The sequence below is a fragment of the uncultured Oscillibacter sp. genome (assembly GCF_950073225.1).
In the GTDB taxonomy this organism is placed as follows: Bacteria; Bacillota; Clostridia; order Oscillospirales; family Oscillospiraceae; genus Oscillibacter.
Window position 1 is genome coordinate 1 of record NZ_CATMPS010000050.1, and the last position, 13,781, is coordinate 13,781.

Genomic DNA, 13,781 nt, shown 5'->3' on the forward strand with positions numbered 1-13,781 from the left:
TCCCGAAGTCGAGAAAACCGGGGAGCGGCACACGCCACTCCCCGGAAAGGCTAAAGCTCCACCACGGCGGCCAGCTTTTTTAACAGATCGGCCAGCGGCTCCCACAGGGCCGCATAGTCCCGTTGCAGGCTGGCGATCTCCTCGGGATATATCCCGCCGTAGGTATTCGCCTGGATCGCCACTTGGTTTAGGTTGTTGGAGCACCGCCGTTGGAGCGACACCAGCTCCCGGACAGGCGAGAGGTCAACATGGAGCACATCCATATTCCCGGTCATCTGGGAAAAGGCCAGAGCCACTAAAAAGTTGTAGGTCTGGGTGGTGTCCGAGATAATAAAGAACACCGCCGTTTTCCGATCCCCGATGCGGTCAAGCTCCAACTCGTCATAGGACATAATCTCCCGGAGTTGGGGGATGTCAAAGGGGGCCAGCCTTGCCCCGCAGGAAATCAAAATGCTTTTCGCTGTCTTGCCGCTGGCTAATTTGTATTTCTTATACTGCTTGACCGCAAAGCAGTCCGGCTTTCGCTTTTCCAGCCCGGAAAACATATAGTCCACAGCGTTCATAAAATCCTCGTCATCTTCTTTTACTTCCATCCCGGAAATCATATCCACTAAAGTGTTCATGTTCCGATCCTCGGCGGGGCCCTCAAAAATGATATAGGCGATTAAGGCGCAGTATTCGACCCCGTTTCATGGTATGGGAAAACGTCCCCGGGGCCTTTAGCTCAAACAAAGGGGAAGATTTCCGAGCGGTCCTCGAGGAGACCATCAGGATTGCGGAACCAGACGCCCCCGACGTTCCATTACCTCAAAAAGGACGCTGGCCTTTGGCTGACGCATGGATCGGGGACGGATGGTCCGTCGCCTACCGAGTTTTCGACGCGCAGTTTTGGAGAGTCCCCCAGCGCCGCCGCAGAATTGCGCTTGTCGCAGATTTTGGAGGACACGCCGCCCCCGAAATACTCTTTGTCCGCAAAAGCGTGCAAAGGGATTTTGACGAGGGCGGAGCGCCGGGGGAAACCGCTACCGGAGGAACTGGAGGCGGCGCTGAAAAATCAAGCGTCATCTGTCTAAACGATCAAGGCGGGAGCATTATGGGGACAAGCGTTAATGTGGCCGGAACGTTACGCACCCAGGAGCACGGACACCAACCTATAATTTTTTCGGCGGGTTTTGACCCCGAAATGGGCGCAAAGGCCCGGGGGATTGCCTGTGAACAAGAAAAGGCCCCGACACTGACGGCGCAGAAAATAGCCGCCGTTCTGGAATGTGAACAGCCGGCAGCCGTCCAGCCGGAACCACTTGTAATGGCGACCGCACGAACAAAGGCGGAGATATTGACCGGAACCTCACCGACAATATTAAGCGGAAATGAAAGGCTGATGCGCTGCACGTTTTACCGTGGTCTGACCCGGGTATCCAACTGGGTAAGGCTTAAATTTGCTGCCATGAACCTCAAAAAGCTGGCGAGTTGGAAAGCCAGAAAGCGCTCTTCCCGTTCCCACCTCCACAACTGCCTTTATCCTTCAATATCTTTGCGGCCTGTCTGGATATTCTCCAAACAGGCCGCTTTTCGACAGGCTGGCGGGCCCTCCGCCATAAGGCGGGGGGCCCGTTTCCTCATGCGTTTTGCAGGCTTCTTTGCAGCAGTCCCATCAGGGTTTCCGCGTGGGCGTAGGACTGCTTGCTCATCTCCTCGAAGAGCTTCGTCAGACAGGGGTCCATGGTGTCCTCGGCGGAGCGGGCGTAGTTGAAGCCGCTGCACGCCGCCGCGTGATAGCGCTCCCGGAGGGCGGGGCACCAGCGGCCTGCGTAGATGCGCTCCGCGCTGACGCTGGGGCGGTAGCGCCGGCCGGTGATAAGGTAGTGGGCCGCCATCAGCCGCCGGGCCTGGTCCTGGAGTTCCGCCGCCATGTCCCGCAGGGGCTTCCGGGCCCAGGAGGGGGCCTGGCGGGTCAGGGCCAGAAGATAGCGCCGGTCCGACAGGGCCGCTTCGATGTAGCCGGTGATGACCTCCAGCATCTCCTCCGCCTCGGTGCCCATGCAGCAGGGATTTTGTTCCGCGCCGGGAAGCGAGGCGTCGGGGCCTGCGGGAACGGGAACGGCGGGGGCCTCCGGCGCGGCGGGGAGGACGGTAAGGGTCGGGGCGGCGGGAATCGCGGAAGCCTCGGACCGGGCGGAGGCCGCCGGCTGGGCGGGGGCCGTCTGCTGAGCGGCAGCCGCCGGCTGGGCCGCCATGCCGGGGTAGGGCTCCAGGTTGGGGGCGACCCGCTGCCAGATGCGGTCATACTGTCGAAAATCGTAAACTTCCGGTGTTTGGGGCATATGTTCCATGAGAGGTCCCTCCTTTTCCTCCCAGTCTATGCAAAGGGTAAAAAAATGGTTCCTGTTGCGCATGCAACAGATAAGAGGGGCACTTTTGGGTAAAATGTAGAAGAAAACCCAAGGCATTCGTTGCATTCTCCCGTTATATCTGGTAGAATGCTGTCTGACACAGCAAGCAAAGGAGGATTCCCCCATGCTGGAACTGAAACACCTCAGCTACGCCGTTCACGAGGACGGCGGGGAGCTGGGCATTTTGAACGATATCTCCCTCACCGTCGGCGGCGGGCGGCTGGTGGTCTTCACCGGCCCCAACGGCGGCGGAAAGACCACCCTGGCAAAAAGCATCATGGGCCTGGTGAAGCCCACCGCCGGGCGGATACTCTGGAACGGGCAGGACGTCACGGATCTGGGCATCACCGAGCGGGCGAAGCTGGGCATCAGCTACGGCTTCCAGCAGCCCCCCCGGTTCAAGGGGCTGACGGTCCGGGATTTGCTGACCCTGGCCAGCGGAGACGGGACGCTCTCCAAGGACCGCTGCTGCCAGTACCTCACCCGGGTGGGCCTGTGCGCCAACGACTACCTGGACCGGGAGGTGGACGCCTCCCTCTCCGGCGGCGAGGTGAAGCGCATTGAAATCGCCAGCATCCTGGCGAGAAACGCGAAGCTCATGATTTTTGACGAGCCGGAGGCGGGCATTGACCTGTGGTCCTTCGCCCGGCTGACGGAGACCTTCGAGCAGCTTCACGCCGCCGGAGGGGCTACCATGATCATCATCTCCCACCAGGAGCGGATCATCTCCCTGGCGGACGAGGTCATTGTGGTAGGAGACGGGCAGATCCGCCACCGGGGGACCCCGGCGGAGATTCTGCCCCAGATTCTGGCGGACACCCTGGGCACCTGCCCGGTTTTGCGGAAGGAGGCGATGGCGCAATGATGGATACCGAGATCGATCGCGGCTTACTGGAAAAGATCGCGGACCTCATTGGCAAGCCCGTGGGGGCCTTCAACATCCGCAAGGACTCCGGCTGCGACGGCCGCCAGTCTACGGAGCACATTGAAATCACCTCCAAGGAGGACAAGCCCGGCATCGACATCCGGGTCAAGCCCGGCACCGTGGGGGAGACCTGTTATATTCCCGTCATCATCACAAAGTCCGGCCTCCGGGAGATGGTCTATAACGACTTCTTTATCGGCGAGGGCTGCGATGTGGACATTGTGGCGGGCTGCGGCATTCACAACTGCGGTGGGGAGGAGTCCCGCCACGACGGCGTCCATACCTTCTACGTGGGCAAGGGCGCCCGGGTCCGCTACACCGAGAAGCACTACGGCGAGGGGGACGGAACCGGAGGCCGGATCATGAACCCCCAGACGGTGGTCTATCTGGAGGAGGGGGCCTCCATCCAGATGGAGACCGTTCAAATCCGGGGCATCGATTCCACCAAGCGCTCCACGAAAATCGTCTGCGGCAAGGGAGCCGAGGCTGTGGTTACGGAGCGGCTGCTGACCCACGGAGACCAGACGGCGGAGAGCGACATGGAGATCATTCTGGACGGCGAGGATTCCAAGGGCCGGGTGATTTCCCGCTCCGTGGCGCAGGACCGATCGGAGCAGGTGTTTTACCCCCGTATGGTGGGCAATGCCCCGTGCTTCGGCCATGTCCAGTGCGACTCCATCATCATGGGGACGGCTAAAATCAAGTCCATCCCCGCCATCACCGCCAACTGCACCGAGGCCCAGCTGGTCCACGAGGCGGCCATCGGCAAGATTGCCGGGGACCAGCTGCTGAAGCTGGAGACCCTGGGCCTCACCGAGGAGGAGGCCGAGGACTGCATCCTCAAGGGCTTCCTGGCCTGACCATTCAAGACGCAAAAGCGCCCCGCCGTCCCGGCGGGGCGCTTTCATGCTCTCAGGCGGTTCTGGTCACGACATTTGCGAAGCTGAACCAGCCCCGGGGGTCCCGAAAGGCCCCGGTGAAGGTCTCCCGCAGCTCCCAGTCGGTGCCCTTGGTGTAAAGGGGGGCGAAGGCGGAATTCATCAGCAGCAGGGCCTCGGCGTCGTGGAGGCAGCCCATCCGGGCGGTGCCGTCGGCGGCGCCCGCTACAATTTTCATCAGCGTGTCGTAGGCGCTGCTCTCATAGCGGACCAGGTTCTCCCGGCTCTCGGTGGTCCAGGACATCAGGAAGCACTCCGCGTCGTTGGCAGAGGCGGTGAGGGTCCGGCCCGCCAGATCATATTCCCCGTTTCTCAGGGCGGACATCAGGCCCCGTTCCGTCAGGCCCTTGGGCACGGCCTGGACGCCCAGGACCTCCAGCCACTGTTGGCAGAGGAGCTGGGCCACAGCGTCGTTCACATCGTTTTTCAAGTAGAGAAATTCCAGCTCGCCCAGGTCCGCGCCGCTGTTGTACCCGGCTTCTGCCAGCAGGTCCCGGGCCTGCTGGCAGCGGGCCTCATAGCCCTCCGGGCCGTTGTCCAGCAGGGGGGCGCTGAGGGCGCGGAAATCTCCCTCCTCGTTCTCCGGTACGCCGGGGGGGACGACGCCCTCCGCCGGCAGGGCCGCCGCCCCCGCCGCCTGGGCCAGGGCGTTTCGGTCAATGGCCAGGGTCATGGCCTCCCGCAGGGCCGGGTCGCCGAAGGTCTCGGACGCGCAGTTGAACAGAGCGGCGTAGGTGGCCAGCTCCGGCAGGGGGGACCACTCCGGGTCCGCCGCCAGCTCTGTCAGACGGGCGTCCGGCAAAGGCCAGACGGCGTCCACGGTCTTGCTCTCATAGAGGGACCAGGCTTCCTCCGGCGAACCGGCAAAGTGGAAGGTGACGCTCTGGGGCCCCGGCTGGGCGGCGTAGTAGCGGTCATTGGCGGTCAATTGGAGGAGGCGGCCCTCCTCCAAGGAGGCGACGGTGTAGGGCCCGTTGGTCACCAGCTGGGTGGGGTCCCCTTCCCACCAGGACTTGTCCCCGGAGGCGGCTTTCAGCTTCTGCACCACGTCCTGGCGCAGGGGCATGGCGGCGGGGGAGGTGCAGACCTCCTTTAAAAACCAGTCGTAGCGCCCGTTCAGCGTCACCACCAGGGTGGAGTCGTTTTTCGCCGTCACCTGGAGGAGGCTCATGTCCTTGGCGGCCCGGGCCTCCTGATAGCCCTTGACCACGGACAGCAGGTCCGCGTAGCGGGAGCCGGTGGCGGGGTTTGCCAGGCGCTGCCAAGCGTAGACGAAATCCCCGGCGGTGACGGGCTGCCCGTCGGACCAGCGGGCGCTGCGGAGGCGGAAGGTGTAGGTGACGGTGATGGCGCCCTCCTTGGTCTCCTCCTCCTGGTCCACGCTTTTGGCCATGCCGGGGAGGACGCTGGTTTTTCCCGTGCTGTCCACCGTCACCCGCATAAGGTTTTCATAGAGATGGGCCAGGACGGTCTGGCCTTCGGTGTCCTCGGCGTAGATGGGGTCCAGGGACTCCGGGGCGGACCCCACGCAGACGGCCAGGGCCATGCCCTCGCCGTCCTTGGCACAGCCGGACAGCAGGGCGGTGCACAGCAGCCCGGACAGCGCCAGGGCCGCCAGGCGTTTGACGAACTGTTTCATAAAACCTCCAGAGACGGACCGTCTCTTCATTTCTGATTACAGCCGCACCGCCGCCTGGGCGGATTTGGCAGACATCTATTATAAAGAATTTCGCCCGCCTTGTAAAGGCGGGCGGGGCAAAAAAGTAACAAAAATGACAAAAATTAAGGAACCGTTCAAATTTTAGGCGAAGCCCCCCGGCCTCACAGGGTTTCCAGCACCTCCGCCACGGTGCGGCAGCGGGTGGAGAAGCGGGCCCGGAGCTCCGGCGCGGCGCCCTCCATCAGATAGGGGCGGCCTGTCCGTTCCAGCATGGAAACGTCGTTGTAGTTGTCCCCGAAGGCCATGACCTCCTCCAGCCGCAGGCCCAGGGCCTCGCAGAGCCGGGAGATGCCCAGGCCCTTGTCCGCCAGGGTGAAGTCCACCCAGACCGCTCCGGCCACGGCGCAGCGGAAATGTTGCTCCCACTTGGGAAACAGGGCGGTCTTGGCGGCTTCGATGCCCTTGGGGCAGTAGGCGGAAACCTTGATGATGTCCTCCGGCACATCCGCCGGGGCGGGGAGGACGGCGGTGCGGTTGCCCAGGAACCAGCGGATCTGGTCCTCCAGGTCCGGGGTCTTGGGGCAGAGGTAGCTGACGTCGGCGCCGGAGATCAGCACCTCCGTCTCCGGCAGGGCCAGAATCTCGGCGCACAGCTCCTCGGCTAGGCGGCGGTCCATGACGGTTTTGCTTAAAATGGGTCCAGGGCTTCCGGGGCCGTAGACCACCGCGCCGTTCTCGCAGAGGAAGGGCACTTGGTCCGCCACCGGGGCGAAGAGCCGCCGGAGGCTGGTGTACTGCCGTCCGCTGGCGGGGCAGAAGAGGACGCCCTTCTTTTCCAGGCGGTGGATGTGGTCAAAGATCTCCGGGGAAATCTCCGTGGCTCCGTTTTGGAGCAGGGTCCCGTCGATGTCGCTGGCGATGAGGCGGATCATGGGTGGAGTTCCTTCTTTCTATATCAGGCAACATTCAAGAAACGCGGGCGGCGGAGCTGCAGCAAGGAGCGCCGCCTAGAATGCTTCTTTTTCATGCTCCCGTTTCTGCGCTGTGGCGCTTTACGGTCCAGTATACCCCATCCCCGGACGGGGTTCAAGCCCGAATTTCGCCGCCGGACTGTTAAGAATCCGTGCGGAAGTGCAAGGAAACGCCGCTGGCGTTCTCCGGGAAAACCCTCTATAACAGAATCAACTTCAACACAGGAGGTCACAGAATGAGTTTGGGAAGCAATCTGTCCGACGCCCGGAAGAAGAAGGGCCTGTCCCAGGAGGCCGTGGCGGAAAAGCTGGGGGTGAGCCGCCAGACCATCTCCAAATGGGAGACGGAGTTGATCCAGTTGTCGACGGCGTGTTGGGCAGCGTCGGCTGTGCCGGTGAACACGGAGAGGTTGTCACTGAAGCCATAGGGGTAACCGGCATCTGCGGCGGCTTTACTCTCCTCCGGGGCGTGGTGCCAGGTGAAGCGCTGGTTGGAGCAGGCTTGTGCTGCGTTCATCAGGGCCTCATTGACCGGCAGCTCTGACACTCCATTGGCCTTTCTGGTCTGGTTGATGAGGCGGATCATCTCCTGCCGTATCTCCATGTTGTCTGTCAGGCCAGCGCTGTCCCCGCTGGCGGGGGATTCCGATGCGGCGGGGGCAGCGGGGCCGACGGGCAGTGTTACGCTCCCGCGCTCCCCCGGCGCTGTTGAAGGCGGTGATCTCCGCGCTCCCCTCCGCCTTGGCGACAGCCACCCAGAAGGTCAGCACCTGCTCTGCTGCTATCGTATCCGGGGCGTTGGAGGTGACGGTGTATTCCGTACCACTGGGGCCGATGATGAGGCCGCTACGCTCTCCTACCTCCAGGGTACTGCCCTTGTAGCTGCTCACTCGGATGGTCGGGGTTTCCGCTGCCGTGGCGGGGATGGTAAGGGTTGTTGCGAGGATTGCTGCCGTCAGTGCAGCGGTGATGCGCTTTTTTGTATTGGTCATTTGCATTTCCGCCTGATTCTTATATTTTGCGTATGTTTCGCAAGTGACACAATATCGAAACAGGAGACGAAAGTCGATAGGGATAAACAGAGAAATACAGAGGTGAAAATCGAGCATATTGCACAGTGCTTCGTTGTGCTTGTAGGGTGCCTCTTCAGGAGTATCGATCCTCCTGACCACATAAACAGCCACAGACAGATGTGGAACACATGGAAACACTGGTTTCAAAGAGTGCCGGAGAGTAAATAAAATGGAACAGAAACGCCTACAAACCATTAGAATTTGTATAAAAAATCTTTGCTGACCTCTTTTGTTCAATCCATTGCTATACTTGGATTTCAGGGTTTCTTCCGCATGAGCGGCGTTTTCTAAAACTTTCAAAACGCAAAACTAATGTTTTCTACTCAAGACCACTATATAGACACTACTTTTGCGTAAAACGCTCCCAGTAAATGTCCTCAAACGCCTACGGTATCTTATAATTCAGCGTTTGATGCGGTAGGATTTCATTGTAAAACCGAATATACTCTTCAACGCTCTTTTGGAAGTGTTGCTCGGAAGTATACTCCCGGCGATATGCTTCTTCACAATGAAGGTCGAAAAGAAGGATTCCGCAACTGCGTTGTCTAATGGCCTTGCTGTGGCGGAGAAGAACTGTTTGACGGCGTATTTCTGAAAAAGCGCAGTCAGAGCCTTTGAAATATACTGGCTGCCCCGGTCACTGTGAAACGTTAAGTTGCCGGGTCTGCCACGTTCTTGATCGGCTGTTCTGAACGTTTTTGTAACCAAATGGGTACTGGCATTTTTTGAAACTCTCCATCCCACAATTTTGCGGGAATAAACGTCAATGATCACGCAGAGATAAACCCAATAGCTTTTAACTTTGAAATGCGTAATGTCGCTGACCTACACCTGATTTGGATAGTTTGCTGAAAATTCTCTTTTCAGCAGATTTTCTTTTTTTAATTGCTGTTTTCGTTTATGCAGTTTCTTAGCGTCTACGCGAACACTATGCAGCCCTAATTCCTGCATAATGACGGCAATACGCCTTTTACCAATACGGATACCGTTGGCGGCTAAGACTGTACGGGTCTTTTCTGCGCCGTATCTCTGTGCGCTGTCATCAAAGATCTGTTTTGCCTTTAATGCAAGTTGGGTGTGTTCTGTTTCATAATAACTCTTATCGGCTCTTCGAAAGATATGGTTATAAAACGTACCACGAGGAACACTTAAAGCCTCACATAGTTCATGGACGCTGTACGAATTTTCCGAAGAGTTGTGTAGTTCTTCTAATGTGGCAAGTTTCTCTTGCGTAGGAACTTTGGTAATATATCCTGAAAGTCGAATAATTTCCATCTCATGCTCTAATTTTTGAAGCCGTCTGGAAATAGCATCAAACTCCGAAAGAGCGTATGTCCGGTTTGGTGTTTGAATGGAGCAATATGTTTTGCGCCATTGGTAGATGGTGCTCTGCGATATGTTCGGCTCTTGACGTAATGATTTGATGGATTTCCCTTTTGCGCAACGGCGAATAACCTTTACTTTATATTCTGTGGGATACTTTGTCGGTATTGGATCATCTCCCGTTACTATACTTTATGTAAAATTTTAGTAACTTAACTTCCAATGCAAAATCAACGTATTTCAAACATGTTATAAATGTGTTTGGATATTGAATTGATGTCGATGTTACTTACTCCTAGCAGGATAAAATAATTCTAATATTAAAAAGCATCAAGATGGTCAGGAACTGCAATGGCATTCATCTTGATGGTTTGCTAAGTATTCCTATCCATATGGGCAACCGCGGAGATCCTCCTTGTATACCACGCATTTTCGTGATAAAATGTATATTGATTAGTGTACTATTACGGCCTTAACGGACAAAGTGCTATAGATTATATTGCGCCATAAAAGCAGTGCCAAATAGCATAATAAATCATCAACATGGGTTAGCTGCAAAGGCGACGCTCAGAAAAGGAAGGGAGACATTTATGGAAAACGCCACTTGGTTGGAGCATCTTGTTCAAAAGAAAGAACTTTGGTATTGTGATGGACAAGATACATTTCCCCCTCTGTTCTATCAACTATATTCCAAACTCCAGCAGTTTGCCTCCCAGAAAGATTTGTACGGTTTTTTCCTACAGTTACGAGATATATTTGAATTTCTGATCCGCTGGTATGATTTGACCGGTTTTGCTCTTGCTGCATATATCCAAGATATGGACACGGTCTCCGCACTCTGTGACCCAGAACACGCTTACTCTTTTGGGGATTGGGTGCAGATACCCCCATCAAAATTGAAGCGCTCACCTTCCATAGGAAGCACATCTCTTGGGAAGCTGCTGGAGGTCCTGAACCGGCATTACAACAAAGCGAAAATTGTATCTTGGCGCAACGAATCCATCGGACATGGTGCAATACAGCCAGGTACCTCGCAAGACTTTTTGGATACTCTGGAGGGAAAACTCAGCGATCTTACACAATGCTTGTCCACTGTGGCGCCTATGGCCAAAAATATCATCTATCACGACACTCCAGGAACAGCTTACAGCTGTTCTATTGATAACGGTCCTCCCTTCCCGCTTGAACCATTCATTTACAGAGTAAAGGATGACTATCGAGTATTGGATTCCTTACATCGTGGAAATAATAGTGGGAAAGTTCTGAGTTATCAGACAGGCAAAAGGACCTCCATAGATATGTCTTTTTTACATGAACTCTCATCTCGCTACTATGGGACGGTTCCGATCACGGTGGAAGGAAGTTTCAATGATACGGTTTTTTCAGGCAAGCTCGACGCCGTGCTGCAGCATTTTCACGCTTCTAATCGGTATTGGAAGCAAACACATTACTTTGCATGGCTTTTCGATTGTCTTTCTAAGTATAGCCACGGCGTTTTCCTGCTCCGTTCGGAATCAGGGACCGGGAAAAGTGTATTCACCGATCAGCTGGACGGAAGCGGGAAACAGGCACTTTTCAGTCAAGGGTTTATCTGCCGGGCCTATCATTTCAGCCGGATGTCCGTTCGTCCATCCAGCGAATTTCCATTTGCGCTGGGGGACTTGTTCCGTAGGGTTTCCGAATGTGAGGACGAACTGCATGGGCAGTTGCCGGCTTTAACGTATCAGCTTCCCCCTGAACAGCGTGGCAGTGCAATGACCGCATTTTTGCAAGCCTTCCAGGCTCTGTATAAAAGGACTTACGGCCACAGCAAAATGCTCCTCATATTGGATGGCATCGATCATCTGGCCCCTGAGGATACCCATCTCCTAAATTTTATTCCGAATTCTGACAGTCTTACAGGGGGTCTCTATATTCTTGTGACCTGTTCTTCAACTCCACAACAGGGAACGTTCCAACAGGATTTTTTAGACAGTTTTTCATATTTTAGAAAATCGTTCGGCGCTGATGAGCAAATTGGGTAATTATGAGAAGCGGATCACTTACGAAGGAAAAGCTTGGGATTTAATTGAACGTTATCCACAACACATTCCGACTTCCCAACAAATTTCTTTTTTCTATAATAGAGCGATTGACTTGCTCCATACAGATCCTCAATCCGCAGTTAAAGTATGTGATGCGATTTTCTCTCTTCCTGAAAGCGATCCGTTTCAAAAATCCCGCTCCTTACTGGTAAAAAGTGATGCTCTAAAAAAATAGACCAGCAGGAACAAGCTGGCGTGTGTATCCGTCAGGCAGTTCAGCTTAGTGAAAATGTACCACCACGAACTCGTGTAGACGCAGAGACTTACCCAAGTGCGCTTCGTCACCTTGGAAGTCATTTGTGTCATATCGAAAAAGACTTTGAAACAGCGATTTCTATATTTGAAAAGATACTTTTCATATTTACGCAGCAAGATAAAGCGAACGAACTGCCAAGTCGTTTTTCTGCGGCAAATATCCTTTCAGAGCTTGGAAACGCTTATTACGGACTAGATACAAAGAACTCCGGAATCGAGCATAAACAAGATGCTCTATGGCACATTCAGCAGAGCATAGAGGTATTTCGTACAGCTCGCAAAGAAGGAATCAAATTTCAGCCAGCATCGGCCGAGGCGCCTTATGTAAATGCCGCATACGCTTTAGATTATTACGGTTTGAAATCGGAAGCACTCGCATTGATACGTGAACTTATGAAAATGCAGCAAGATGACATCTACGGCCATAAGGTCATAAATCGATGTAAGAAAATACTGGAAGAATTACAGTAAAGTGCTTTTGTCATGACATTTATGACTTGTATGGCCTTCTTTTAATAAACGAATAACTTTAGAGACCAACTCAAAAGGCGGGGAGGTATCGGCCATCGGCTTCAAGAGTGGTTGAGCGATTTTTTAAACTCTAGATATGTTCAAGGAGGCTTTGTAACATTGACGCGAAAAGCGTCTTCACTCAAGTAATGTCATTAAGTTGTCCGCGAAGGAAGAAGCGGCAGAAGGTCACAGGATTCCGAAGGAAATCCAAAAGGAACTTATCAGGAAAAAAGCGTCGGAGAAATTGACATGACGCTTGTATTTGGCTGTGCCCTGAGACGCGTCCACAGCCCAGGCAGCGGCCTGTGAGAAATTAAAGATGAGGAAACTGGCGAAAACCTCCTGGAGGACAAGGTCCGGCTTCTTTGCGTGAAGATGGATGAGGCCCACGGCGTATTTCAGGCTGCGGAAGGAGGTCTCAATGCCCCAGCGTCTGGCGTAGAGGGCTTTGAGGGCGGCGAGGGGGAACCGGTCCGGGTCGAGATTGGTGATAAGGGTTTCCGTATTGCCGCTGTCGGTTTGTAAACGGACAACGCGGAAGGATATTTCGTAGAAATCCGGGCTGTTCGACTCTAAAAAGTCAAACGTCATTGTGGGCGGGATACGGTAATAGGACTTGGGGACGGCGATGCCGCGGGTCTCCAACTGCCGCGGCGTCAGCCGGCCCAGGGTGAGTTTGAGGGGAATGTCGAACTCCAGCTGGTCAGGCAGAGGCATACCGTATGCAATGCCCCGTGCCTTGTCCCGAATACGGATCAGGTAATTCCAGTTCCGCTTCTCCAGGTGGGCCAGATTGTTGCAGGATTCGTAATTCCGGTCAGCCAGCAGGATCACCTTCCCGGAAACGCGGGAGCGGTCTGCCATTTGGCACAGGGCTCTGCACTCGTTTTTTTCGTGCTCCTTCTGCACGATCAGGTCGGTATAAATGCCGTTTTCCAGGTCAAAGAGCGCGTTCATGTGCCAGAGGTTCCAGCCGTGCTGTCTGGACGTGCCGGGGCGGTAGGAGGCTGGGTCCTCCGGGTAGGCGGCGGATTTCAGCGACGAGCCATCCACTGCCAGCAGACGATAGCCACGAAAGGTCTTCCCAGGGCGCAGCAGGGCTGTGAAGCGGTGGAACAGCGTCTCCAGCGCTGCGGGCAGCAGCTTCTGCCGCTGCTGGACAAACGCCGAGGCCGACGGTGTTTTTTCGCTGTTTTGAAACCGTCCGATGAGCACCTTCCCGATGCTGTTTTCGCTCATGGTCAGCAGCAGGGATATGACCGTTTCGAAGGTCAGCGTCCGGGGACGGGTAAAATCCCGCCCCGGCTGCCTGACGTATTGTTCTGGGTGTTCCCCCATTTCCCGGATCATAGAAAGCAGCATTCTCCGCAAAAATTTTGGTGTATATTTCATGTGCGGCGAAGCCCCGAAAAGCAAGTTTACTTTTCAGGGCTTCGCCGCACATTTTTCCTCCTTTGTCAACCCCTTTTTACATCTTTTTTGACCTTATCTTCTCCTTATTCCTAACTTAATGACATTACTCACCGTGAGCAATGCCATTAAGTTAACCAGAAGTTACCAAAAAGAGAGTTGCGCGGCAGGCAGGGGCGTCAACGCGCGGGGACATACACAGGAGAAATGCGGTTGCCGGCAACCACGGGTCTGGG

11 protein-coding genes and 5 pseudogenes are annotated in these 13,781 nt (G+C 55.4%); 6 read left to right on the forward strand and 10 right to left on the reverse strand.

What is annotated here, in order from left to right; all coding sequences use genetic code 11:
• Positions 1–50 precede the first annotated feature (50 nt).
• Positions 51–275, reverse strand: coding sequence for a plasmid mobilization relaxosome protein MobC (mobC, locus tag Q1M04_RS15120; RefSeq protein ID WP_366140842.1), 225 nt, complete (start codon positions 273–275; stop codon positions 51–53).
• A pseudogene (locus Q1M04_RS15125) lies at positions 273–677 on the reverse strand (type IV secretory system conjugative DNA transfer family protein); the annotation flags it as partial. The pseudogene Q1M04_RS15125 and the gene mobC, both read right to left, overlap by 3 nt.
• A 704-nt stretch (positions 678–1,381) precedes the next feature.
• On the opposite strand from Q1M04_RS15125, the pseudogene Q1M04_RS15130 reads away from it, so the two are divergent.
• Positions 1,382–1,486, forward strand: a pseudogene (locus Q1M04_RS15130) (transposase); the annotation flags it as partial.
• Positions 1,487–1,619: 133 nt separating this feature from the next.
• Here the strand turns inward: Q1M04_RS15130 and Q1M04_RS15135 are convergent.
• Positions 1,620–2,333: a ferritin-like domain-containing protein gene (locus Q1M04_RS15135; protein ID WP_297999816.1), complete on the reverse strand. Its 714-nt coding sequence runs from the start codon at positions 2,331–2,333 to the stop codon at positions 1,620–1,622.
• 184 nt (positions 2,334–2,517) lie between these two features.
• On the opposite strand from Q1M04_RS15135, the gene Q1M04_RS15140 reads away from it, so the two are divergent.
• Positions 2,518–3,258 (forward strand): ABC transporter ATP-binding protein, encoded by a 741-nt coding sequence (locus Q1M04_RS15140; protein ID WP_293279425.1) that lies wholly within the window; start codon positions 2,518–2,520, stop codon positions 3,256–3,258.
• Positions 3,258–4,178 (forward strand): SufD family Fe-S cluster assembly protein, encoded by a 921-nt coding sequence (locus tag Q1M04_RS15145; RefSeq protein ID WP_295758507.1) that lies wholly within the window; start codon positions 3,258–3,260, stop codon positions 4,176–4,178. The genes Q1M04_RS15140 and Q1M04_RS15145 overlap by 1 nt, the downstream gene beginning before the upstream one ends.
• 52 nt (positions 4,179–4,230) lie before the next feature.
• Here the strand turns inward: Q1M04_RS15145 and Q1M04_RS15150 are convergent, their stop codons facing one another.
• Both Q1M04_RS15150 and Q1M04_RS15155 read right to left on the reverse strand, forming a co-directional pair.
• Entirely contained in the window at positions 4,231–5,895 is a 1,665-nt protein-coding gene (locus tag Q1M04_RS15150) for a peptide ABC transporter substrate-binding protein (RefSeq protein WP_297999819.1), read from the reverse strand.
• Between the two features lie 182 nt (positions 5,896–6,077).
• The gene (locus Q1M04_RS15155; protein WP_297999823.1) at positions 6,078–6,848 is read right to left on the reverse strand and encodes an HAD family hydrolase; all 771 of its coding nucleotides are present in this window, start codon (positions 6,846–6,848) and stop codon (positions 6,078–6,080) included.
• A 275-nt stretch (positions 6,849–7,123) separates the two neighbouring features.
• Here Q1M04_RS15155 and Q1M04_RS15160 point away from each other — a divergent pair.
• Positions 7,124–7,234, forward strand: a pseudogene (locus tag Q1M04_RS15160) (helix-turn-helix transcriptional regulator); the annotation flags it as partial.
• Here Q1M04_RS15160 and Q1M04_RS15165 read toward each other — a convergent pair.
• The 4 genes and pseudogenes from Q1M04_RS15165 to Q1M04_RS16270 form a co-directional block, all read right to left on the reverse strand.
• Positions 7,234–7,879 (reverse strand): annotated as a pseudogene (locus Q1M04_RS15165) (CAP domain-containing protein); the annotation flags it as partial. The pseudogenes Q1M04_RS15160 and Q1M04_RS15165 sit on opposite strands and share 1 nt — an antisense overlap.
• Before the next feature lie 483 nt (positions 7,880–8,362).
• On the reverse strand, positions 8,363–8,776 hold the full coding sequence (locus tag Q1M04_RS16265) for a DDE-type integrase/transposase/recombinase (RefSeq protein ID WP_366140843.1): 414 nt from the start codon (positions 8,774–8,776) through the stop codon (positions 8,363–8,365).
• Between the two features lie 9 nt (positions 8,777–8,785).
• Complete coding sequence (locus tag Q1M04_RS15170; RefSeq protein WP_300347235.1) at positions 8,786–9,235, reverse strand: IS3 family transposase; 450 nt, start codon at positions 9,233–9,235, stop codon at positions 8,786–8,788.
• A 15-nt stretch (positions 9,236–9,250) separates the two neighbouring features.
• Positions 9,251–9,472, reverse strand: a pseudogene (locus Q1M04_RS16270) (helix-turn-helix domain-containing protein); the annotation flags it as partial.
• A 401-nt stretch (positions 9,473–9,873) separates the two neighbouring features.
• Between Q1M04_RS16270 and Q1M04_RS15175 the strand changes: the two are divergent.
• On the forward strand, positions 9,874–11,307 hold the full coding sequence (locus Q1M04_RS15175) for an ATP-binding protein (RefSeq protein WP_300347232.1): 1,434 nt from the start codon (positions 9,874–9,876) through the stop codon (positions 11,305–11,307).
• A gap of 255 nt (positions 11,308–11,562) precedes the next feature.
• Entirely contained in the window at positions 11,563–12,093 is a 531-nt protein-coding gene (locus Q1M04_RS15180; protein WP_300347229.1) for a hypothetical protein, read from the forward strand.
• A gap of 228 nt (positions 12,094–12,321) precedes the next feature.
• On the opposite strand, the gene Q1M04_RS15185 is transcribed toward Q1M04_RS15180, so the two are convergent.
• Positions 12,322–13,485, reverse strand: coding sequence for an IS4 family transposase (locus tag Q1M04_RS15185; protein WP_300448589.1), 1,164 nt, complete (start codon positions 13,483–13,485; stop codon positions 12,322–12,324).
• Positions 13,486–13,781 lie beyond the last annotated feature (296 nt).